Origin of the sequence: Streptomyces sp. NPDC000410 (assembly GCF_040300305.1) — a bacterium.
Lineage (GTDB): Bacteria > Actinomycetota > Actinomycetes > Streptomycetales > Streptomycetaceae > Streptomyces.
On the sequence record NZ_JBEPDM010000038.1, the window covers coordinates 19,025 to 37,860 of the forward strand.

23 protein-coding genes are annotated in these 18,836 nt (G+C 70.6%); 13 read left to right on the top strand and 10 right to left on the bottom strand.

Annotated features, from left to right (window positions below):
• Window positions 1-195 precede the first annotated feature (195 nt).
• Entirely contained in the window at window positions 196-1,164 is a 969-nt protein-coding gene (locus ABT342_RS28440; protein WP_351579896.1) for a diacylglycerol/lipid kinase family protein, read from the bottom strand.
• Window positions 1,165-1,245: 81 nt separating this feature from the next.
• Between ABT342_RS28440 and ABT342_RS28445 the strand changes: the two genes are divergently transcribed.
• A complete protein-coding gene (locus tag ABT342_RS28445; protein WP_351579899.1) occupies window positions 1,246-1,689 on the top strand; it encodes a hypothetical protein in 444 nt (147 codons plus the stop codon).
• Window positions 1,690-1,835: 146 nt separating this feature from the next.
• Here the strand turns inward: ABT342_RS28445 and ABT342_RS28450 are convergent, their stop codons facing one another.
• The 3 genes from ABT342_RS28450 to ABT342_RS28460 all read right to left on the bottom strand — a co-directional run bounded on the left by ABT342_RS28450 (window position 1,836) and on the right by ABT342_RS28460 (window position 3,727).
• On the bottom strand, window positions 1,836-2,813 hold the full coding sequence (locus tag ABT342_RS28450; RefSeq protein WP_502965632.1) for an RNA polymerase sigma factor SigF: 978 nt from the start codon (window positions 2,811-2,813) through the stop codon (window positions 1,836-1,838).
• On the bottom strand, window positions 2,810-3,223 hold the full coding sequence (locus tag ABT342_RS28455; protein ID WP_067163834.1) for an ATP-binding protein: 414 nt from the start codon (window positions 3,221-3,223) through the stop codon (window positions 2,810-2,812). Before ABT342_RS28455 ends, ABT342_RS28450 begins: the two co-directional genes overlap by 4 nt.
• Before the next feature lie 243 nt (window positions 3,224-3,466).
• Window positions 3,467-3,727, bottom strand: a complete 261-nt coding sequence (locus tag ABT342_RS28460; RefSeq protein WP_351579903.1) for a UBP-type zinc finger domain-containing protein — start codon at window positions 3,725-3,727, stop codon at window positions 3,467-3,469.
• A 90-nt stretch (window positions 3,728-3,817) separates the two neighbouring features.
• Here ABT342_RS28460 and ABT342_RS28465 point away from each other — a divergent pair, with 90 nt between their 5' ends.
• Entirely contained in the window at window positions 3,818-5,419 is a 1,602-nt protein-coding gene (locus ABT342_RS28465; protein WP_351579907.1) for a Na+/H+ antiporter, read from the top strand.
• 48 nt (window positions 5,420-5,467) lie between these two features.
• On the opposite strand, the gene ABT342_RS28470 is transcribed toward ABT342_RS28465, so the two are convergent.
• A complete protein-coding gene (locus tag ABT342_RS28470) occupies window positions 5,468-6,364 on the bottom strand; it encodes a 1-aminocyclopropane-1-carboxylate deaminase/D-cysteine desulfhydrase (RefSeq protein ID WP_351579909.1) in 897 nt (298 codons plus the stop codon).
• Between the two features lie 54 nt (window positions 6,365-6,418).
• Entirely contained in the window at window positions 6,419-7,009 is a 591-nt protein-coding gene (locus ABT342_RS28475) for an N-acetylmuramoyl-L-alanine amidase (RefSeq protein WP_351579912.1), read from the bottom strand.
• A gap of 310 nt (window positions 7,010-7,319) precedes the next feature.
• Between ABT342_RS28475 and ABT342_RS28480 the strand changes: the two genes are divergently transcribed.
• The 3 genes from ABT342_RS28480 (at window position 7,320) to ABT342_RS28490 (ending at window position 10,584) form a co-directional block, all read left to right on the top strand.
• A complete protein-coding gene (locus ABT342_RS28480; RefSeq protein ID WP_351579913.1) occupies window positions 7,320-8,738 on the top strand; it encodes a family 2B encapsulin nanocompartment shell protein in 1,419 nt (472 codons plus the stop codon).
• 96 nt (window positions 8,739-8,834) lie between these two features.
• Window positions 8,835-9,878 carry a family 2 encapsulin nanocompartment cargo protein polyprenyl transferase gene (locus ABT342_RS28485; protein WP_351579916.1) on the top strand — a complete coding sequence of 348 codons (1,044 nt, stop codon included), beginning with the start codon at window positions 8,835-8,837 and terminating at the stop codon, window positions 9,876-9,878.
• Between the two features lie 91 nt (window positions 9,879-9,969).
• On the top strand, window positions 9,970-10,584 hold the full coding sequence (locus tag ABT342_RS28490; protein ID WP_351579919.1) for a GNAT family N-acetyltransferase: 615 nt from the start codon (window positions 9,970-9,972) through the stop codon (window positions 10,582-10,584).
• On the opposite strand, the gene ABT342_RS28495 is transcribed toward ABT342_RS28490, so the two are convergent.
• Window positions 10,568-11,143 carry a TetR/AcrR family transcriptional regulator gene (locus ABT342_RS28495; protein WP_351579922.1) on the bottom strand — a complete coding sequence of 192 codons (576 nt, stop codon included), beginning with the start codon at window positions 11,141-11,143 and terminating at the stop codon, window positions 10,568-10,570. The two genes, ABT342_RS28490 and ABT342_RS28495, sit on opposite strands and share 17 nt — an antisense overlap.
• 147 nt (window positions 11,144-11,290) lie before the next feature.
• Here ABT342_RS28495 and ABT342_RS28500 point away from each other — a divergent pair, with 147 nt between their 5' ends.
• The 3 genes from ABT342_RS28500 (at window position 11,291) to ABT342_RS28510 (ending at window position 12,651) form a co-directional block, all read left to right on the top strand.
• Window positions 11,291-11,875, top strand: a complete 585-nt coding sequence (locus ABT342_RS28500) for a dihydrofolate reductase family protein (RefSeq protein WP_351579925.1) — start codon at window positions 11,291-11,293, stop codon at window positions 11,873-11,875.
• Between the two features lie 51 nt (window positions 11,876-11,926).
• Complete coding sequence (locus ABT342_RS28505; protein WP_351579928.1) at window positions 11,927-12,148, top strand: hypothetical protein; 222 nt, start codon at window positions 11,927-11,929, stop codon at window positions 12,146-12,148.
• A 62-nt stretch (window positions 12,149-12,210) separates the two neighbouring features.
• Window positions 12,211-12,651 (top strand): DUF6304 family protein, encoded by a 441-nt coding sequence (locus ABT342_RS28510; RefSeq protein ID WP_351579931.1) that lies wholly within the window; start codon window positions 12,211-12,213, stop codon window positions 12,649-12,651.
• Window positions 12,652-12,663: 12 nt separating this feature from the next.
• On the opposite strand, the gene ABT342_RS28515 is transcribed toward ABT342_RS28510, so the two are convergent.
• Window positions 12,664-13,119: a group II truncated hemoglobin gene (locus ABT342_RS28515; protein WP_351579934.1), complete on the bottom strand. Its 456-nt coding sequence runs from the start codon at window positions 13,117-13,119 to the stop codon at window positions 12,664-12,666.
• 756 nt (window positions 13,120-13,875) lie between these two features.
• Between ABT342_RS28515 and ABT342_RS28520 the strand changes: the two genes are divergently transcribed.
• The 3 genes from ABT342_RS28520 to ABT342_RS28530 all read left to right on the top strand — a co-directional run bounded on the left by ABT342_RS28520 (window position 13,876) and on the right by ABT342_RS28530 (window position 16,315).
• Complete coding sequence (locus ABT342_RS28520; RefSeq protein ID WP_351579937.1) at window positions 13,876-14,775, top strand: nitroreductase/quinone reductase family protein; 900 nt, start codon at window positions 13,876-13,878, stop codon at window positions 14,773-14,775.
• Window positions 14,776-14,847: 72 nt separating this feature from the next.
• On the top strand, window positions 14,848-15,309 hold the full coding sequence (locus ABT342_RS28525; protein WP_351579940.1) for a hypothetical protein: 462 nt from the start codon (window positions 14,848-14,850) through the stop codon (window positions 15,307-15,309).
• 265 nt (window positions 15,310-15,574) lie between these two features.
• The gene (locus tag ABT342_RS28530) at window positions 15,575-16,315 is read left to right on the top strand and encodes a class I SAM-dependent methyltransferase (RefSeq protein WP_351579942.1); all 741 of its coding nucleotides are present in this window, start codon (window positions 15,575-15,577) and stop codon (window positions 16,313-16,315) included.
• A 140-nt stretch (window positions 16,316-16,455) separates the two neighbouring features.
• Here ABT342_RS28530 and sodN read toward each other — a convergent pair whose 3' ends face one another.
• Entirely contained in the window at window positions 16,456-16,851 is a 396-nt protein-coding gene (gene sodN, locus ABT342_RS28535; RefSeq protein ID WP_351579945.1) for a superoxide dismutase, Ni, read from the bottom strand.
• Window positions 16,852-17,019: 168 nt separating this feature from the next.
• Between sodN and sodX the strand changes: the two genes are divergently transcribed.
• Window positions 17,020-17,439 carry a nickel-type superoxide dismutase maturation protease gene (sodX, locus tag ABT342_RS28540; RefSeq protein WP_351579948.1) on the top strand — a complete coding sequence of 140 codons (420 nt, stop codon included), beginning with the start codon at window positions 17,020-17,022 and terminating at the stop codon, window positions 17,437-17,439.
• On the opposite strand, the gene ABT342_RS28545 is transcribed toward sodX, so the two are convergent.
• A complete protein-coding gene (locus ABT342_RS28545) occupies window positions 17,343-17,972 on the bottom strand; it encodes a CGNR zinc finger domain-containing protein (RefSeq protein WP_351579951.1) in 630 nt (209 codons plus the stop codon). The genes sodX and ABT342_RS28545 overlap by 97 nt on opposite strands.
• A gap of 50 nt (window positions 17,973-18,022) precedes the next feature.
• Here ABT342_RS28545 and ABT342_RS28550 point away from each other — a divergent pair, with 50 nt between their 5' ends.
• Entirely contained in the window at window positions 18,023-18,832 is an 810-nt protein-coding gene (locus ABT342_RS28550) for a class I SAM-dependent methyltransferase (RefSeq protein ID WP_351579954.1), read from the top strand.
• The last annotated feature ends 4 nt before the right edge of the window (window positions 18,833-18,836 follow it).

Genomic DNA, 18,836 nt, shown 5'->3' on the forward strand with positions numbered 1-18,836 from the left:
GGGGTTCTGACTCTCGGAGGCCGGTGTTGCGGGCCGTCCCGATCGCCATGAAGAGATTCGCAAACCTCGGCGGCGGATACAACCCCTTCCGGAAAGTTTTTTTTGATTCCTCGGTGTCGACTAGGTCACAGCCGTACTTCCATGGGGTGGACCGGCGCCTAAACGTTCGAGTAGAAGGAACTTTGCCCCTTCTACTCACACAATCACACGCAGTGCACGGCGTACGCCTGTGAACGTCACGCTCGTACGCAGGCCGAGGTGGTCTCCGTCCATCTGGAAGGGGAGTGGGGCCTTTGAATGCAAGGTGAAGTCGGTGAGGTCATGGAGTGAGACGGCGTGCTTGCCGTGCGGGCCCCGCTCGGGGGTCGAGGTGAGCAGCTGGGTCGCGTAACGGGCCATCGCGACGGGGGAGAGCCGGCTCAGCCCCAGGACATCCAGGGCGGTGTCGAACGACGCCTCCGGGGACGCGTACACCGGGCGATTGCCCAGGTAGGTCCAGGGGGAGGTGTTGCAGACTATGGACAGCACCAGGTCCTTCAGGGGGGCCGCGCCGGGGCGTTCCAGGGTGATCGAGCCGTGCCGGCGATGCGGGTCCTCGAGGAACTGGCGGGCCGCCTGGCGTATGTAAAGGGCGTGCGTCGACTTCTTTCCTCGCTCGCGCTGCTGTTCGACCCGGCCGACGACGCCCGCGTCGAAGCCGAGTCCCGCGCAGAACGTGAACCAGCGGGGCGGGGCCGCCTCGTCGTCCGACCCGGGGGTGCCGGACGCCAGTCCCAGACCGACCGTCCGTTCGCTCCGGGTGCTCAGGGCGTCCAGGATCGCGCCGGTCGCCTCCACGGCGTCGTTCGGCAGGCCGAGGGCGCGGGCGAACACATTGGTGGAGCCGCCGGGCACCACCGCGAGGCGGGGCAGCGCGTCGGGGTCCGGGCCCGAGTGCAGCAGACCGTTCACGACCTCGTTCACCGTGCCGTCGCCGCCGAGCGCGACGACCAGGTCGATGTCGTCGGAGTCGGCCGCGCGGCGGCCGAGGTCGCGGGCGTGGCCGCGGTACTCCGTGGTGACGGCCTCCAGCTTCATCTCGCTGGCGAGTGCGTGGATCAGTACGTCGCGTGTGCGGGCACTGGTAGTGGTTGCCGCCGGATTGACCACAAGGAGTGCACGCATGGGCGCCAGGGTACCTACCGGGTGGTACCGGGCCCAGCCCCGGTCCGGAGTGCGGGCGCCCTGCGGGGCTACCCTGCTGGGGTGAGCAGCACCGAGGAGACCCCCGAAACGTCCGGCGACGCCCCCGGGCCGCGCCCGCCCCGGCTGGCCGCCGCGGCGGCCGTCTGCGGGCTGGAGGCCCTGGCCCTGTTCGCCGGCGGCCTCTACATGCTGGTGACCGGCTTCACAGGAGCCCCCGAGAGCACCTCCCAGGCGGAGACCGGCGGCGTGACCTTGATCGCGCTCGGTGTCATCCCTCTGCTCGCGGCCCGCGGCCTCCTGCTGCGCCGCTCCTGGAGCCGGGGGCCCGCGATCGTCACCCAGCTCATGGCCCTCCCCGTCGCCTGGACCCTCCTGCGCGCCTCGGGCGCCCTGATTCCGGCGGGCATCGCCCTGGCGGTGGTGGCGGTGACGGGCCTGGTCCTGCTGATCAACCCGGCGACGACGCAGGCCCTGGGCATCCGGGGCCGGACGACGGACGCGTAGGGCCTGTCTTTCGGATCTTGCCTGGCTGATCCAAAAGACAGGCCCTAGGGCCCGGCGGGCGGGCTTCTCCCGTCCGCCCGTCGTCGACCTCGTACTCCCGCGTCCCGGTCATGGCCGAGGCCCGCGGTCAGGGGCAGTGGCCCGACCTACTCCTCGACGAGGAGCTTCTCCCGGAGCTGGGCGAGCGTCCGGGCCAGCAGCCGCGACACGTGCATCTGGGAGATGCCCACCTCCTGCGCGATCTGCGACTGTGTCATGTTCCCGAAGAAGCGCAGCAGCAGGATGCGCTTCTCGCGCGGCGGCAGATCCTCCAGCAGCGGCTTCAGCGACTCCCGGTACTCCACGCCCTCCAGCGCCTCGTCCTCCGCACCCAGCGTGTCCGCCACGGCCGGGGACTCGTCGTCCGTGTCCGGGACGTCCAGGGACAGGGTCGAGTACGCGTTCGCCGACTCGAGGCCCTCCAGGACCTCCTCCTCGGAGATGCCGAGGCGCTCGGCCAGCTCGTGGACCGTCGGGGAGCGGCCGTGCTGCTGGGAGAGCTCCGCCGTGGCCGTGGTCAGGGACAGCCGCAGCTCCTGGAGGCGCCGCGGCACCCGCACCGCCCAGCCCTTGTCCCGGAAGTGGCGCTTGATCTCGCCGACGACCGTGGGCGTCGCGTACGTCGAGAACTCGACCCCACGCTCCGGATCGAACCGGTCCACCGACTTGATCAGGCCGATCGTGGCGACCTGGGTGAGGTCGTCCAGCGGCTCGCCGCGGTTGCGGAACCGGCGGGCCAGGTGCTCGACCAGCGGCAGATGCATCCGGACGAGCTGATTGCGCAGCTCGGCGCGCTCGGAGGAGCCCTCCGGGAGTTTGCGCAGCGCGACGAACATCGACCGCGCCTCGCTCCGGTCGTTCGGATCGTGTTGCACGTGCTGCTCGCTCATATGGGCCGCCCGCTCTGCCTGCGCCTGCTCCGCCACGCTTGAAAGGCCGTCCAAGTCGTCCAGGCCGTCACGTCCGTCCACCACCGGATGCGGCCTGGCCTGCTGCTCCGGGATGCCTACCGGTGCGGATACCGGCTCTGCCGGAGCCGCACGCCCGCGCTCCTCGTCCCGCACCGGACCGCCTCCGTCCTTCACGCCGGCCCGGGTCCCGCGCCGCGCTGTTTGTACAGGCTGATGGAGACCGTACGGTCGTCCGCGACGGAGGAGTCGACCTTGCCGGCCAGTGCCGAGAGCACTGTCCAGGCGAAGGTGTCGCGCTCCGGCGCGCGCCCGTCGGTCGTCGGGGCCGAGACCGTGACCTCCAGGGAATCGTCGACGAGCCGGAACACGCAGCTGAGGACGGATCCCGGGACGGCCTGCTGGAGCAGGATCGCGCAGGCCTCGTCGACCGCGATGCGCAGGTCCTCGATCTCGTCGAGGGTGAAGTCCAAGCGCGCCGCGAGACCGGCCGTGGCCGTACGCAGCACGGACAGATAGGCACCCGCAGCGGGCAGCCGGACTTCCACGAAGTCCTGATTGCCGGGCTCGCCTGCGATCTGGGACACCCTCACCTCCAAGGTGGCACTAGGTCGATCGAGGCCCCGGGAGGACGATCCCGGAGCCGTGTGGTCACGCGTCGGTGCGTAGCCAGTACCTGGACTGGCGACGCTATCGCGATCCATGGTGCCGTGTCGCCGGGACCCCTACCCGACGCTGTCACTCATGGTAAGCACACGAGTACGGACAGTGGCTAGAGGTCTGCGGCATCCAATTACGAACAACCGGCGGAGGGTTGACGTACCCACACGTCAGACGATCGAACCGTCCGCGAAGCACCAACGCCAGCTCTCTCCCGGCTCCAGGGTCCGGATCACCGGATGCCCCGACGCCTCCGAGTGCCGCGTCGCATGGCGGCCCGCCGATGAGTCGCAGCACCCCACGTGTCCGCAGGTCAGGCAGATCCGCAACTGCACCGGATGCGTCCCGTCCTTCAGACATTCGGGACAAGTATCGCTCAACTGTGCGGGCTCGGGGCGCGGCAGGTCGAGAACGTGCGGGCACTCGCTCATGATTGCCAGGTTACGACGTGGGTCGGGCATGAGGCCGGTGAGCAGGTCGGTCAGCAGGTTGGTGGGCAGATCGGTGAGGAGGCCGGTGAGATGGACGCAGTGCCCCTGGTGGCGCTGATCGCGGTGAGCGCCGCGGTCGCCGGGGCGGCCCGCAGGACGCCGGTGCCGGCGCCCCTGCTGCTGGTGGCCGCGGGGCTGCTGGCCTCCTACATCCCCGGGGTGCCGGACTACACCCTCGACCCGCACATCGTGCTGCCGCTGATCCTGCCCCCGCTGCTGCACACGGCCGCCGTGGACAGCTCGTATCTCGATCTGCGGGCCAACATCCGGCCCGTCGCGCTGCTCTCGGTCGGCTATGTGCTCTTCGCGACCGTCACGGTCGGTTACCTCGCCTATCTGCTGGTGCCCGACCTGCCGCTGACCGCCGCGCTCGTGCTCGGCGCGGTCGTGGCACCGCCGGACGCCGTCGCGGCCACCGCGATCGCCCGCCGCCTCGGCCTGCCGAACCGCATCACGACGATCCTCCAGGGCGAGTCCCTGGTGAACGACGCCACCGCGATCACCGCGTTCAAAGTGGCGCTGGCCGCGGCCATCGGCGAGGGTGTGAGCTGGTCCGGCGCCATCGGGGAATTCGCCCTCGCGGCGGTCGGCGGCATCGGCGTCGGCCTCGTCCTGATGGTGCCGATCCACTGGCTGCGTACGCATCTGAGGGAACCCCTGCTGCAGAACACCCTCTCCCTGCTCATCCCCTTCGTCGCCTACGCGGTCGCCGAGCAGTTCCACGCGTCTGGGGTGCTCGCGGTCGTGGTCGTCGCCCTCTTCCTCGGCCATCGCGCCTGGCAGGTCGACTTCGCCACCCGGCTCCAGGAGGAGGCCGTCTGGCGGATGGTCTCCTTCATCCTCGAATCCGTCGTCTTCGCGCTGATCGGACTGCAGCTGGCGTACGTCGTCCGGGAGCTCGGCGGCTACGAGGTCGGCGAAGCCCTCTGGTACGCCCTGGTGGTCTTCGTCGCCGTCGTCGTGGCCCGCTTCGTCTGGGTCTTTCCCTCGACGTTCGTACCGCGCAAGCTGTCGAGCCGGATCAGGGAGCGCGAGCCGGGCGTGGACTGGAGGGCGCCCGTGATCGTCGGCTGGGCGGGCATGCGCGGCGTCGTCTCCCTGGCCATCGCCTTCTCCATCCCGCTCACCGTGGAGGGCGGGGAGCCCTTCCCGGCCCGCAATCTGGTGCTGTTCCTGACCTTCACGACCGTGATCGGCACGCTGGTCGTGCAGGGGCTGACCCTGCCCCCGCTGATCCGGGCGCTGGGGCTGCCCCGGCGTGACCCGCACGCGCTCACACTGGCGGAGGCCCAGGCCCAGAGCGAGGCGTCCCGGGCGGCGGAGGAGCGTCTCGAAGCGCTGCTCGCCGACGAGCACAACACCCTGCCGCAGCCGCTCGCGGACCGGCTGCGCGCTGTCATCGAGCGCCGCAGGAACGCGGTCTGGGAGCGGCTGGGAGCGGTCGACCCGGTCACCGGGGAGTCCGCGGACGACACCTACCGGCGGCTCACCCGGGAGGTGATCGCGTCCGAGCGCGAGGTCTTCGTACGACTGCGCGACGAGCGGCGCATCGACGACGAGATGATGCGTACGCTGCTGCGCCGGCTCGACCTGGAGGAGGCGGCGGCCTACCGCGAGGGCCAGGAGGACTGAGGGCGGCAAGACCGAGGGCCGCAAGGCTGCGGTCCGAAAGGCCGGGGCTCAGGACGGCTCGGGGTGGCCCGTGATCACGGCCGCGACGGCCGTTCCGGGCGCGAACGCGCCCTCCTCGGCAAGGGCGACAAGGCCATAGAGCATCTTGGCGACATAGAGCCGTTCGACGGGCAGCCCGTGCCGCGCCTCGAAGTCATCGGCGAACGCGTCGAGCACGGGGGTGCTCCGGGCGTAACCGCCGAAGTGGAAGCGCTCGTCCAGCGACCACTCGCCCGCCGGGCCGCCGAACGCGTCCTGCTGCAGGCCGCGTATCTCCTCGGCCAGGAAGCCGCCCTTGAGTACGGGGATGCCGATCGCCCGCTGCCCCGGCGCCAGCCCGGCCGCGAGCCCGGCGAGCGTCCCGCCCGTGCCGCACGCCACGGCGGCCACGTCCGCCACGCCGCGCAGCTCCCGGCCGAGGCCGGTACAGCCGCGTGCGGCCAGCGCGTTGCTGCCGCCCTCCGGGACGACGTAGCAGTCGCCGAAGCGGTCGAGGAGGGCGCTCAGCACCTCCGGCCGGGCCTTGCGGCGGTATGTGGCCCGGTCCACGAAGCGCAGCACCATGCCGTCCGCCGCGCACCGGGCGAGCGACGGGTTGAGGGGGCGGCCCGCCAGTTCGTCCCCGCGTACGACCCCGATGGTGCGGAAGCCGAGCAGCCGGCCCGCGGCGGCGGTGGCGCGCAGATGGTTGGAGTAGGCGCCGCCGAACGTGAGCATGGGGCGGCCGGCCGCGGCGAGCAGATTGGGCGCCAGCTTGCGCCATTTGTTGCCGGGAAGATCGGCGTGAATCAGATCATCGCGCTTGAGCAGCAGACGGACGCCGAACCGGGTGAAGCGTTCGTCCTCGACCCGCTCCAGGGGCGAGGGGAGCAGGGGGCGCAGAGTGCTGAGGTCGAACGCGTTCACCTGGTCATTGTCACGTGCGTGCCGTCCCGGCCGCCCCTCGGCGGCCGGGCCGTGTCACTTCAGCCGCTCCTCGATGCGGGCGCGCATCGACGCCATGGTGAAGCCCCGCGGGTCGATCTTTCCCGGCTGCCACTCCAGATGGCCGATCACCGACCGTGCCGTCCAGCCGTGGTGGCGGCAGACCGCCGCCGCGGCCTTCTCGATGGCCTCCAGCTGGGCCGCGGGCCACGGGTCCTCGCCGTCGCCGAGGTTCTCGCACTCGAAGCCGTAGAAGTGACGGTTCCCGTCGGTGTTCGCCTCGTTGTCCCGCGGCAGCGCCCTCTCGGCGATGACGGCGCGCAGGACGTCGTCGTCGCCGAGGCCGGCGTGGTTGGCTCTGCCGTAGCCGACCAGATGGACTTTGCCGTCCTTGGCGATGACGCCGTGACAGAGCGGTCCCGGCAGGGCCTCGTAGCCGTCCCGGCAGATACGGACGGTGTTCGCGGTGCCCTTGGTGACGGTGTGATGGATCATCACACCGTGCACCGGCCCCCAGGGGCCCTTGTGGTTGCGGTTGTGGGTGCGCCAGTCGCCGACCTGGACGACCGTGAGCCCCTCGTCGAGCAGTACGTCGAGAAACCTGCCGGCGGACATGGGTGGGGCCATGACCGACTCCTTCGGAATCGCGGTAGGGAGCGGGGCGAGCGGACAGGCCGACAAGCGGAATCCGCCGCTCGTTCCGCGCTGTTACCGCGCTTGTACCCCAACCGGACGGGCCGGGCGCTCCGTTCGCACAAAGTACGAGCCGATCCGGACAGCGCGAGAGCCCGGCCCTGCCGTGCTCCGACGGAGTGGAAAACGTGTGTCATTCCCCGCGCGTCCCCGACTAGTCCCACTCATTTGTGTAATGGCGAGCCGACTCTCCGTGGTGGAAAGCTTTTTCCGGCAGGTCAGTCCATGATTGCGAGGGAGTCTCATGTCGGTTGGTTCGGTTGGCGACGAGGTACGCGGGGATCAGGCGTTGCCGGCACAGCAGAGTCTCGGCACGGCCGCCGCGCGGAACCTGGCGACCACCACCAAGTCGGCGCCGCAGATGCAGGAGATCACCTCCAGGTGGCTGCTGCGCATGCTGCCCTGGGTCCAGGTGCAGGGCGGTACGTACCGGGTGAACCGGCGTCTCAGCTATTCGGTCGGAGACGGGCGCGTCACCTTCATCCAGACCGGGGACCGGGTCCAGGTCATCCCGGCCGAGCTCGGAGAGCTGCCGACGCTGCGCGGGTTCGGCGACGAGGCGGTGCTCGCCGAGCTGGCACAGCGCTGCCGGCAGGTGGAGTTCGCGCCCGGCGACGTGCTGGCCACGAAGGGGGAATCGGCGGACCGGGTGTTCCTGCTCGCGCACGGCCGTGTGGAACAGATCGGCACGGGTCCGTACGGCGACGAGGCGGTGCTCGGCGTCCTCGCCGACGGAGCCCACTTCGGTGACGAGTCGCTGATCGACGGCGACGCGGTATGGGGATGGACAGCCCGTGCGGCCACCGCGTGCGTCGCGCTGGAGCTGACCCGGCCGGATGTGCTGAACCTGGCGGAGCGGGCGGAGGGGCTCGGCGCCCATCTCCTCGCACAGCTGGCGCTTCCCAGCCAGCGGACCAACAAATTCGGCGAGGCCGCCATCGACCTCTCCGCGGGCCATGTCGGCGAAGCGGTCATTCCGCATACGTTCGTCGACTACGAGGCGGCCCCGCGCGAGTACGAACTGAGCGTCGCCCAGACCGTGCTGAAGGTCCACAGCCGGGTGGCGGACCTCTACAACCAGCCGATGAACCAGACCGAGCAGCAGTTGCGGCTGACGGTCGAGGCGCTGCGCGAGCGCCAGGAGGACGAGCTCATCAACAACCGGGAGTTCGGGCTCCTGGCCAACTGCGACTACGGGCAGCGGCTCCAGCCGCACGACGGTGCGCCCAGCCCGGACGACATGGACGAGCTGCTGTCCCGGCGGCGCGGCTCCAAGCTCTTCCTCGCCCATCCCCGCGCCATCGCCGCCTTCGGCCGCGAGTGCAACAAGCGCGGTCTCGTCCCGGAGAGCGTGGAAATCGGCGGGAACCGCATTCCCACCTGGCGTGGAGTGCCCATCTTCCCCTGCAACAAGATCCCGATCTCGGACGCCAGGACGACCTCGATCCTGTGCATGCGTACGGGCGAGGACGACCAGGGCGTGATCGGCCTGCAGCAGAGCGGCATCCCGGACGAGATCGAGCCGAGCCTGTCGGTCCGCTTCATGGGCATCGACGAGCAGGCGATCATCTCCTACCTGGTCACCGCCTACTACTCGGCGGCGATCCTCGTGCCCGACGCCCTCGGCGTGCTGGAGAACGTCGAGGTCAGCCGCTGGCGCTGACCCCTTCGTGAGCTCTCCGGTTCCGCCGGCTCACTGATCCGGCGGGGGTGGCCCGGCGCCGCCCCCGCCCCCTGCACAGAGGACGTGACCGTGACCATGACCAGCACGGATGCCGCCGCCGCCGAGGGCCACGAGGCGGCGGTGCTCCTGGAGCGCACCCGCAGCGCCGTCAATCCCCGGCTGCGGGACACCGTCGAATCGCTGCCCGGTTCCCTACGACGTGTGGCGATGTACCACTTCGGCTGGGAGCACGCCGACGGCACCCCTGCCGCCGGATCGGCGGGCAAGGCGATCCGCCCCGCCCTGGTGCTCGCCGCCACGCGAGCGCTGTGCGGGGATCCGCAGGACGCCGTCCGGGCCGCGGTCGCGGTGGAGCTCGCGCACAACTTCACCCTGCTCCACGACGACGTCATCGACGAGGACACGACCCGCCGGTACCGGCCCACCGCGTGGACGGTGTTCGGCACTCCGGACGCCATCATCGCGGGCGACGCCATGCTCGCCCTGGCGCTGCGGCTGCTCGCGGAGGACCGGCACCCGGCATCCCCCGCGGCCTCGGCCCGGCTCGCGGCCTGTGTGATCGAGCTGTGCGCCGGCCAGCAGGCGGACTGCGCCTTCGAGCAGCGCGGCCCGGAGGACGTGTCGCTCGACGAGTGCCTCGCGATGGCCACGGCCAAGACGGGGGCGCTGCTGGGCTGCGCCTGCGCGCTCGGCGCGCTGTACGCGGGCGCGGGTGAGGACGAGATCGCCGCGATGGACGCCTTCGGCCGGGAGGCCGGGCTGGCCTTCCAGCTCATCGACGACCTGATCGGGATCTTCGGCGACCCGGACCGCACGGGCAAACCGGCCGGTGCGGATCTGGCCGCGCACAAGAAGTCGCTGCCGGTGGTGGCCGCGCTGAACTCGGGCACGGCGGCGGGCGCGGAGCTGGCCGAGCTCTACCGCAAGCCGATGGACGAGCAGGCAGTGGACCGGGCCGCCGCGGCCGTGGAGCGCGCGGGCGGCCGGGACTGGGCGCAGCTCCAGGCGGCCGACCGGATGGCACGCGCCGTTCAGCAGCTGTCCCGCGCGGTGCCGGACCTCGCCGCGGCGGGGGACCTGCTGTCCCTGGCGGAATTCGTCACACGCCGCGCCCGCTGAGCCCTCCGGACAAGCCGCGAGCCGGGCTCCAACTCTAAGATCTCCACGGCGGGTTGATGACCTGCCGACGATCTGAGAGAGGGGCCCGGACGTGGGCGTACGGATACGGCAGGCGGGGCGGGGCGACCGCGACACCGTGGTGGGGCTGCTCGACGAGGCCTTCATGCACGACCCGGTGAGCAGCTGGGTCTTCCCGGACGAGGACGACCGCCGCAAGGTGCACGGCGCCTTCCTCGGAGTCTTCCTCGACAGCGCGCTGGCCGGGGGCTGGGTCGATATGACGGAGGACGGTACGGCCGCGGCGCTCTGGCTCCACGTACCGGCCGGCCCGCCCGAGGAGGACGACGACACACCGGTACGGATGCGCGAGATCGCCGGCCCGGAGAACGAACGGGCCGAGCTCGTGGGCAGGCTGACCGGCGAGGCGCATCCGCACGACCGGGCGCACGCGTATCTGATGTTGATCGCCGTGTCCCCGCGGCACCAGGGCCGGGGGCTCGGCACCGCGCTCATCCTCCCGGTCCTGGAGCGCTGCGACCGCGACGGGGTGCCCGCCTATCTGGAGGCGAGCAGCGAGCGCAGCAGCCGGCTGTACGAGCGCCTCGGCTTCGCCTTCACGGGCCGTACGGTCGATCTTCCCGACGGCCCGCACATGTACCCCATGTGGCGGGAGCCCGGCGCCGGTCAGGTCACTTCTCGGGGATGATCCGGGTGACGACGGTCTCGACGAGGTCGTCCAGGTCCCGGTCGGCCAGCACCTGCGGCAGGGTGAAGTGCTCCAGCAGCAGGCCCGTCATGGCGAGATAGATCACGAGGAAGGCATCCGCGTCGCCCGGCAGCCCGGAGTCGAGATGGAAGCGGCGGTTCGTCTCCAGATCGGCTCGGATCGCCCGGTTGAGCTCGGCCTGCAGCGCCGGGCGCCGCGTGGCCTCCAGCCGAAGCTCCAGCAGTGCGAGATAACCGGTGCGCTCGACGGTCATGCGCCGCACCAGCCAGCGCATCAGTTCCACGTACAGCTCGCGCGTCGGCGCGGGCCGCATCGCGTCGTCGACCTCCTCCGGCTTCGGCGTCATACGCACATAGATCCGCGCGCCCGTCTGAGTGAACAGATCGTCGCGGCTCGCGAAGTAGTTGGACGCCGTCCCCGCCGGTACCCCGGCCTTGCTGTCGACGGCACGAAACGTGAGGCCTCGGGCCCCTTCGTGGGCGAGCACCTCGATCGCGGCGTCGACGAGGGCGATCCTGCGCTCAGGGTTCCTGGCCACGTCCCGTCGTACCTCCTCACACCATGCCTTCCGAAAAAGGCTCTTGCGTAACCACTACATCTGGAGCACTATAACCGAAGTGGTTCTGAGCGCGGCGCCCGGCAGAAGCACGCGACAGACATACCCGACAGAATCAAGAGGACCGACTTGCGCAAGCTCACCTACTTCATCGCCTGCTCGATCGACGGCTTCATCGGCGACCCGAACGGCGATGCCACCTCCATGTTCAGCTTCGTGGAGGCGGACTTCCTGGAGTTCATGGTGGCCGAGTACCCGGACACCATCCCGGCCCAGGGGCGCGCGGCGATGGGCATCGGCGACGCCGAGAACAAGCGTTTCGACACGCTGATCCAGGGCCGGGCCAGCTACCAGCTGGCGCTGGACACCGGCGTCACCAGCCCGTACGCCCAGCTGCGTGAGTACGTCGCCTCGCGCACCCTCGACAAGTCCCCGGATCCGAACGTCGAGATCATCTCCGAGGACCTGGTCGGCAAGGTCCGCGAGCTCAAGGCGGAGGACGGCGAGCTCGACATCTACCTCTGCGGCGGCTCACAGGTCGCCGGCGAACTGCTCGACGAGATCGACGAGCTGGTGATCAAGACATATCCGCAGGTGTACGGCGCGGGCATGCCCATGTTCGGCACGGACTTCGCCGTCACCGATTTCACGCTGGACTGGGTGCGCAGCTTCGGCAACGGCGTCGTCGTACGGCAGTACACCCGGAAGCGGTAGCGGCGGCTCCGAGCGCTGTCCGTCGTGGGCATGCCGTCCTATCCTGGACCTATGGGCAGCGAAGGTCGTCGGACCGGCCGCCGCCCGCACGGCGAGTACGTGTGCCCGGCCTGCGGGCAGCCTGTCGGTACCGTCATCAAACGGCGCAAGGTCCTCGGGGCATTCGTCCCCGAATGGGTCCCGGAACCCTGCCGCAACCCCGACTGTGTGTCGAGTACCGAGAAGCCGGACGGGGAGACCTCGGCGGGTTCGACCGCGGGTTCGGCCGTCTAGCGGAGTGTTCGAGGGGTGGCCTGCTGTACGGCGGAGCCAGTCATACCGCTACAGTCCGCGCCATGTCATCGGAGTCGACGGAAGTCTGGACCGGCTGGTACCGGGACCGCCGGGGTGCGGAAGCGATCGCGCTCACGGTCGCGGTCGCCGGGGAAACCCGCGAAGTGCGCACCCGTATCAGGGGAGTTGAGTACGAGGGCCCGAGCTTCGCCGCCCTGGGCGTGGCGGGCTCGGGGGAGGCCCTCGCCGGCTCCGTACTGGAATGGGACATGGGGATGGCCGTCTCGGCGCAGCCGGCCACCCTCAGCTGCCTGCTGACCCTCGGCGATCGCGCGCCCGACGGCCGACCCGAGCGGGTGGACCTGAACCTGACGCTGCACTTCGGCGGTGCGGCGTACGAGTCCGGGATCGCGGGCGGCGACTTCGACGAGGCGCTCGGCCGCATCCGGCGCCAGCTGCCGCCGGGCACGACGATCGACGGCAGGCTCCTCGAAACGGCCTGACCGGGCGGCCACTCAGCTGTGGCCGTCCCAGCGCCAGCGCGGCGTCGGGCCGGGATCCCCGAGATCCTGGCCCACCGGCCCGGCCGAGACCTCGAGCGCGATGCGCGTCCCCCAGTCGAAGTACTCCAGCACCCGGCGGCGCAGCGGCTCGTCGTCCGGGAGCTCCTTCTCCACCGCCACCGTCATCAGCTCCATCCACCGCAGCCGCTGCTCCTCGGTGATGGCCAGCCCCAGATGGGCCCGCAGCAGTGCCTGGTGGCCACCGAGCTCCTCGGTGAACCGGGCGGGTCCGTCAAAGACTTCGGCGAGCCAGACCGCGACATGGTCCTTGTGGGCCGGGGTGAAGTGCGCGAAGACCGGCGCGAGCAGGGCATCGGCGAGCACGGCCTCGTAGAACGAGTCGGCCAGCCGCTGCAGGGCGTCGTCGCCGCCCACGGCCTCGTACAGGGTGTCGGGGCGCTCGGTCATGGTGTCCTCCCGGGGACGGATCAAGCCATTACGCGGTCGCTCTGGATTCAACCCGAGCGGGTGCGGGTCTGTCCCCGGATTGGGCGACGCCGGCCGGGCGCGCTGGTGGCGAGCCCGGCCGGCGGGGCTGACGTCCCATTCCGCCGACGCTGCGGGGCGCCCCCGGCACGCGGTCGTCGTTCCTCCGCGACAGTTTCATGTGGCCCGCGCCGTGCGGCAGCCGGATCAGTGAGGCGCGCAGCTGCTCCACTCCCTGTGAGCCGACGGCCGGCGCGAGGTCGAACTCGGTGCTACCGCCTCGCTCCACGGCAGCAGGTCGCGCAGCCGTTCTCCTGACATGACGTCCCCCGTCGTGGCTTCCGTGCTTCCGTGCTTCCGTCGTGGCGTGTGCAGCCATGCCCGGGGGCGGTGGCCGAATGCTTGCAAGGGGGCGCGGGCGGGCGTTGACAGACGGCTGCCAGGTGGTTCTAATGATCAGCGTGCCGCGTGGCGCCGACCAAAGAGCAGTGGGCAGGTCGGCAGCCGGGCGAGCACCTTCACCAGGGACGATGCCATGAGTTCACACTCCGCACCCTGCGCCGCCTGACGTCAGCGCCCTTTCGCGCGCGTCGTCCCGCGGCTGTTCACACCCGTACACCCCCGTACATCTGTACGCCCGTGTCGCGTGCCGCCGTATCGACTCGATGCGCGCATCTCTCCTCCCCTTTCCCCTTCACCGCACGTACTGCGGACATACCCTCCGGAGACCGACACCGCATGCCCCAGTCCTTCAACCACGCGATCATCGAAGAGTTCCGCGCCAACGGAGGAAAGGTCGGCGGGCCCTTCGAGGGCGGCGACCTGCTCCTGCTGACCACCACCGGCGCCCGCTCGGGCAAGGAGCACACCGTCCCCCTCGGCTACGTCCGCCACGGCGACCTGCTCCTGATCGTGGCGTCCGCGGCCGGCGCGCCCCGCCATCCCGCCTGGTTCCACAACCTGCTCGCCCACCCGCTCGTACGCGTCGAGATCGGCACCGACGCGTACGAAGCCGTCGCCGTCCCCGCCGAGGGCGCCCGGCGCGACCAGCTCTTCGCGCACGTGACGCGCGCGGAGCCCGGCTACGCGGACTACCAGACCCGCACCACGCGCACCCTGCCGGTCGTGATCCTTGAGCGCTCCGGCCCGGCCGAGGGGGACGCACCGCGCCCCGCCGCCAACGTCGCCGACAAACTCATGGAGGTCCACACCTGGCTGCGCGCCCAACTGGACCACATCCGCGCCGAGTCCGAAGCCCACCTCGCCGCCCGCGCGACCCACCAGGGCCCCGGCGAGCCGCCCGCGCCGGGCCTCGGGCTTCAGCTCCGGCAGCACTGCCTGGCGTTCTGCCAGTCCCTGGAGTTCCACCACACCAGCGAGGACGCCCACCTCTTCCCCGCCCTCGCGAGCCGGAACCCCCACCTGTCCGAGGTGTTCGACCGCCTCGCGGCCGAACACCACACGATCGCCCGCCTCAACGGCGAGCTGCTCGCCCTCCTGGCGGACATCCGCACGGCCGATCCCACGCGCTTCCGCGCCGAGCTGGACCGGCTGTCCGGGGAGCTGCGAGCGCACCTCGACTACGAGGAGGAGTCGCTCCTGCCCGCCCTGTCGGCGATTCCGCTGCCGGGGAACTGAGCGGGCAACAAGCGGAGTTACCGTGAACAGCCGAGCTCGACGGAAGGGGCCAGCGTGATCCTTTTTATACCGGTGGCATTCCTTGCCGCCCTCGCGCTGGTCGTCTTCTTCCTGCTCCGGTGCCTCGGAGCCGCCCTGCCGGGAGACGGGCACCGGTCCGGATGGCGCCGTGTGCTCCTCGTTGTCGCCTATGCCTGTGCCGCGACGGCCACGGCCTCCTACTCATGGGGCGCGCTCACCCTGATGTCGACCGTCGCCGTGGCGCAGGACGGCGGGGCGGACTCGGCTCCGTTTCCCTACAACCACCCGTGCAGGAGCCAGCTGAAGGGGGCGGTGGACTACGACGTCGAATTCCTCACCCTGCGCACCGTGTGCGTGCTGGAGGGCGGAGAGCGCAGAGCGGTCGACGACGTACCGCAAAGGGTCCGGGTGACGGCGGCGGCATCCGCGGTCTCCACCGCTGTGCTGGCGGGGATCCTGTTGGCGGCGGAAGCCCCTCGGGAGCGTCGCCGGAGTGTCAGCGGGAGTCGTTAGCGGTTCAGCGGTGCCGTCGCGGCCCCGCCGCTCCTGATTTCTCGTCACATACGGCGGCATGCAGGTGCGTTGGCCGTCCGATGGCCCGCTGTGCGCCGAGCCGGGTACCCGTACATGCGGCCGGGAGGATGTCCGGATTTTTGTGGCTTCTGCCAGTACGACGATCCGTCAGGGCTCGTAGAGACTGCCGAGCAGAGGCCGCGGCGTGCACCGGGGACGGGCGCCGAGGCCAAGGGTACGACCACACGCAGGGGAGAACAGCACGATGAGCGCGCAGCAGTACGACGAGATCGGTGAGGCGTACGAGGGCTTCAAGGCCCTGCCGCTGGAGCAGTACGTAGTGGTGCCCAGCTTCCTGAACCTGGTCGGGGACGTGCGCGGCAAGTCGGTCCTCGACCTGGCTTCGGGCACCGGCTTCTACAGCCGGGAGTTCAAGCGGCGCGGCGCCTCGGAGGTGCTCGGCATCGACATCTCCAGCGAAATGGTCGCCGTGTCGGAGGCGATCGAGAAGGCCGACCCGCTGGGCATCAGCTACGAGGTGGGCGATGTGTCCGAGCTGCGGTCCTTCGAGCGGCAGTTCGACATCGTCCTGGCGGTCCAGCTGCTCAACTACGCGCCGGACACCGCCACCGCGGAGCGGATGTGCCGCAACATCCACCGGAGCCTGAAGCCCGGCGGCGAGATCTTCCTGCTCAACCAGTCGCCCGACTACCGCTTCGACGGGCCGACCCCGGAGAAGTACGGTTTCCGCACCGAGCTCACGGGCGAGGAGGGCGGGACCGGACCGAAGGTCCGGACCACGGCGCTGCTCGACCAGCCGGTCTCGTTCACCGCCAACCGCCCGCGCCGCGACGTCTACGAGACGTCCCTGCAGGCGGCCGGATTCAGCGAGCTGACCTGGGTCCCGCTGACGGTGTCGGAGGCCGGCGTGCGCGAGTTCGGCGCGGACCACTGGGCGGACTTCCACGCCAACCCCCCGCTGGAGATGCTGCGCTGCCGCGCCTGACGCCCCCCGGACGCCCCGGCGGCCCGAGCGGGGCACCGGAAGGCGGCAGTGAACGACGGAGCGGCCCGATCATCGTGGATGATCGGGCCGCTCGTTCGCCGTCGACCTGCGGCGCGACCCCTGTAGGGGGCGGCGACGGGTCAGGCCTTCTTGGTCTCCCAGAAGATCCGGTCGATCTCGGCGATGAGCTCCAGGGCCTTCTCGCCGGTCTTCGGGTCCGACGAGGCCTTGGCCGCGGAGAGCGCCTTCAGGGCGTCGTTGACGAGCTGGTGGAGCTCCGGGTACTTCTCGAAGTGCGGCGGCTTGAAGTAGTCGCTCCACAGCACCGACACGTGGTGCTTCGCGAGCTCCGCGCGCTGCTCCTTGATGACCGTGGCGCGGGCCTGGAAGTGCGGGTCGTCGTTGGCGGCCATCTTCTCCTGGACGGCCTTGACCGACTCGGCCTCGATGCGGGCCTGGGCCGGGTCGTACACGCCGCAAGGGAGGTCGCAGTGGGCGCTGACCTTCACCTTGGGGGCAAACAGGCGGGAGAGCATTGAGCTGTCCTTCCTCGTGATCGTCTTCTCAGGTGGGACATTACTCCGTGAGGGACGGCTTTTCGCGAGTGGCCCCTGGGGCTTAGGCCAAAAGTCCAGGGTGCGGATACGACCGCTGGCGGAACGTACCGTGGGAGCGCGACCGGTCAGAGGCCGGGGAGGTGGACGATGACGGAACAGGGGCGGGAGGCGACGGTGCCCTTCGGTATCGCCGAGGTGACGGGGCCCTCCATGTATCCGACGCTGGCGCACGGGGACCAGGTGCTGGTGCATTACGGCGCCGGGGTCAGGCCCGGGGACGTGGCCGTGATGCGGCATCCGTTGCAGCAGGATCTGCTGATCGTGAAGCGGATCGCCGAGCGGCGCGAGGGCGGCTGGTGGGTGCTGGGGGACAACCCGTACGCGGAAGGGGACAGCCGGGTGTTCGGGGCGGTGCCCGATGAGCTGCTGCTGGGGCGCGTACGGGTCCGGTACCGCCCGCGCAGGGCGGATCAGGCGTCGGCGCGCGGAGCGCTGGCCTGGGCACTGTCGGCGCTGCGGCCCGTGCTCTCGGACCGCTCGGCCTCCAGGCGCTTGCGGGCCCGGTAGGCGGCGACGTTGGCGCGGGTCGCGCAGCGGTCGGAGCAGTAGCGGCGGGAGCGGTTGGTGGAGGTGTCGAGGTAGGCGTTGCGGCAGGGGGCGGCCTGGCAGAGGCCGAGCCGGTCGGCGCCGAACTCGGTGAGGTGGAACGCGAGGCCCATCGCGGCGATCGCCGCGTAGCCGGCGGTCGCGTTGGAGGGGTGATCGGCGAGGTGCATGTGCCAGCGTGGCCGGCCCTCGTCGTCGAGGTAGTCGTGGCCCGAGATCTGCGGGCTGACCGGGAATTCCAGCAGCAGTGAGTTGAGCAGGTCGACGGCCTGGGACTGGTTGCCGGAGTCGGCCGCGGTGAAGACCGCGCGGAGCCGGGCCCGTACGGAACGGAACCGGGTGACGTCGGCGTCGGTCGCGCGGCGCGCCATCTGGGTGGACTCACCGAAGAGCTCGCGAACCGCGTCGACCGACGTGAGGGAGTCCTTGTTGCGCGCGGGCTCTTCGGTGTTGACCAGGCGGACGGCGTAGTCCGAGTAATAGGCCAGTTCCACTTGTAGTCCTTACGGATGAGGTCTAGTGTCGTCGGCGGATGGGGCGGGTAATGGACGCCCTACCTACGAGGGTATTACGGACTGGAGGGAATCCCGTGACGGAGACCGCTGCGACCGGAACCGACTGGCAGGCCTGGCAGGAGAGCTGGGACCGCCAGCAGGAGTGGTACATGCCCGATCGCGAGGAGCGGTTCCGGGTGATGCTGGACATGGTCGAGGCCGTCGTGGGCCCCGAGCCGAGGATCCTGGATCTCGCGTGCGGTACGGGAAGTATTACGGACCGGGCGCTCAAGCGGTTCCCGAAGGCGGTGAGCGTCGGTGTGGATCTCGACCCCGCCCTGCTGACGATCGCCGAGGGGTACTTCGCCGGGGACGACCGCGTCACCTTCGTCACCGCCGACCTCAAGGACCCCGACTGGACCTCGGTCCTCCCGCACGCGACGTACGACGCCGTCCTCACCTCCACCGCGCTGCACTGGCTGCACAGCGAACCGCTCGCGACGCTGTACGGACAGCTCGCCGGGCTCGTCGCGGACGGTGGGGTCTTCCTGAACGCCGACCACATGATCGACGAGACCACGCCCCGCATCAACGCCGCCGAGCGCGCCCACCGGCACGCCGCCATGGACCGGGCCCGCGCCGCCGGAGTGCTCGACTGGGTCGACTGGTGGGCCCTGGCCGCCAAGGACCCGGTCCTGGCCGAGCCGACCGCCCGCCGCTTCGAGATCTACGGCGAGCACGCCGACGGCGACACCCCCTCCGCCGACTGGCACATCCGCACCCTGCGCGCCGCCGGCTTCGCCGAGTCGCGGGCCGTCTGGGCGTCCCCGAGCGACTCCCTCGTACTCGCGGTGAAGTAGCCGC

Coding starts and splice junctions, on each gene's coding strand:
- ABT342_RS28440 (WP_351579896.1), bottom strand. CDS start 1,164: ATGCGTGCACTCCTTGTGGTCAATCCGGCGGCAACCACTACCAGTGCC.
- ABT342_RS28460 (WP_351579903.1), bottom strand. CDS start 3,727: ATGAGCGAGTGCCCGCACGTTCTCGACCTGCCGCGCCCCGAGCCCGCA.
- ABT342_RS28465 (WP_351579907.1), top strand. CDS start 3,818: ATGGACGCAGTGCCCCTGGTGGCGCTGATCGCGGTGAGCGCCGCGGTC.
- ABT342_RS28475 (WP_351579912.1), bottom strand. CDS start 7,009: ATGGCCCCACCCATGTCCGCCGGCAGGTTTCTCGACGTACTGCTCGAC.
- ABT342_RS28480 (WP_351579913.1), top strand. CDS start 7,320: ATGTCGGTTGGTTCGGTTGGCGACGAGGTACGCGGGGATCAGGCGTTG.
- ABT342_RS28485 (WP_351579916.1), top strand. CDS start 8,835: ATGACCAGCACGGATGCCGCCGCCGCCGAGGGCCACGAGGCGGCGGTG.
- ABT342_RS28505 (WP_351579928.1), top strand. CDS start 11,927: ATGGGCAGCGAAGGTCGTCGGACCGGCCGCCGCCCGCACGGCGAGTAC.
- ABT342_RS28510 (WP_351579931.1), top strand. CDS start 12,211: ATGTCATCGGAGTCGACGGAAGTCTGGACCGGCTGGTACCGGGACCGC.
- ABT342_RS28515 (WP_351579934.1), bottom strand. CDS start 13,119: ATGACCGAGCGCCCCGACACCCTGTACGAGGCCGTGGGCGGCGACGAC.
- ABT342_RS28520 (WP_351579937.1), top strand. CDS start 13,876: ATGCCCCAGTCCTTCAACCACGCGATCATCGAAGAGTTCCGCGCCAAC.
- ABT342_RS28530 (WP_351579942.1), top strand. CDS start 15,575: ATGAGCGCGCAGCAGTACGACGAGATCGGTGAGGCGTACGAGGGCTTC.
- sodN (WP_351579945.1), bottom strand. CDS start 16,851: ATGCTCTCCCGCCTGTTTGCCCCCAAGGTGAAGGTCAGCGCCCACTGC.
- sodX (WP_351579948.1), top strand. CDS start 17,020: ATGACGGAACAGGGGCGGGAGGCGACGGTGCCCTTCGGTATCGCCGAG.
- ABT342_RS28550 (WP_351579954.1), top strand. CDS start 18,023: ATGGACGCCCTACCTACGAGGGTATTACGGACTGGAGGGAATCCCGTG.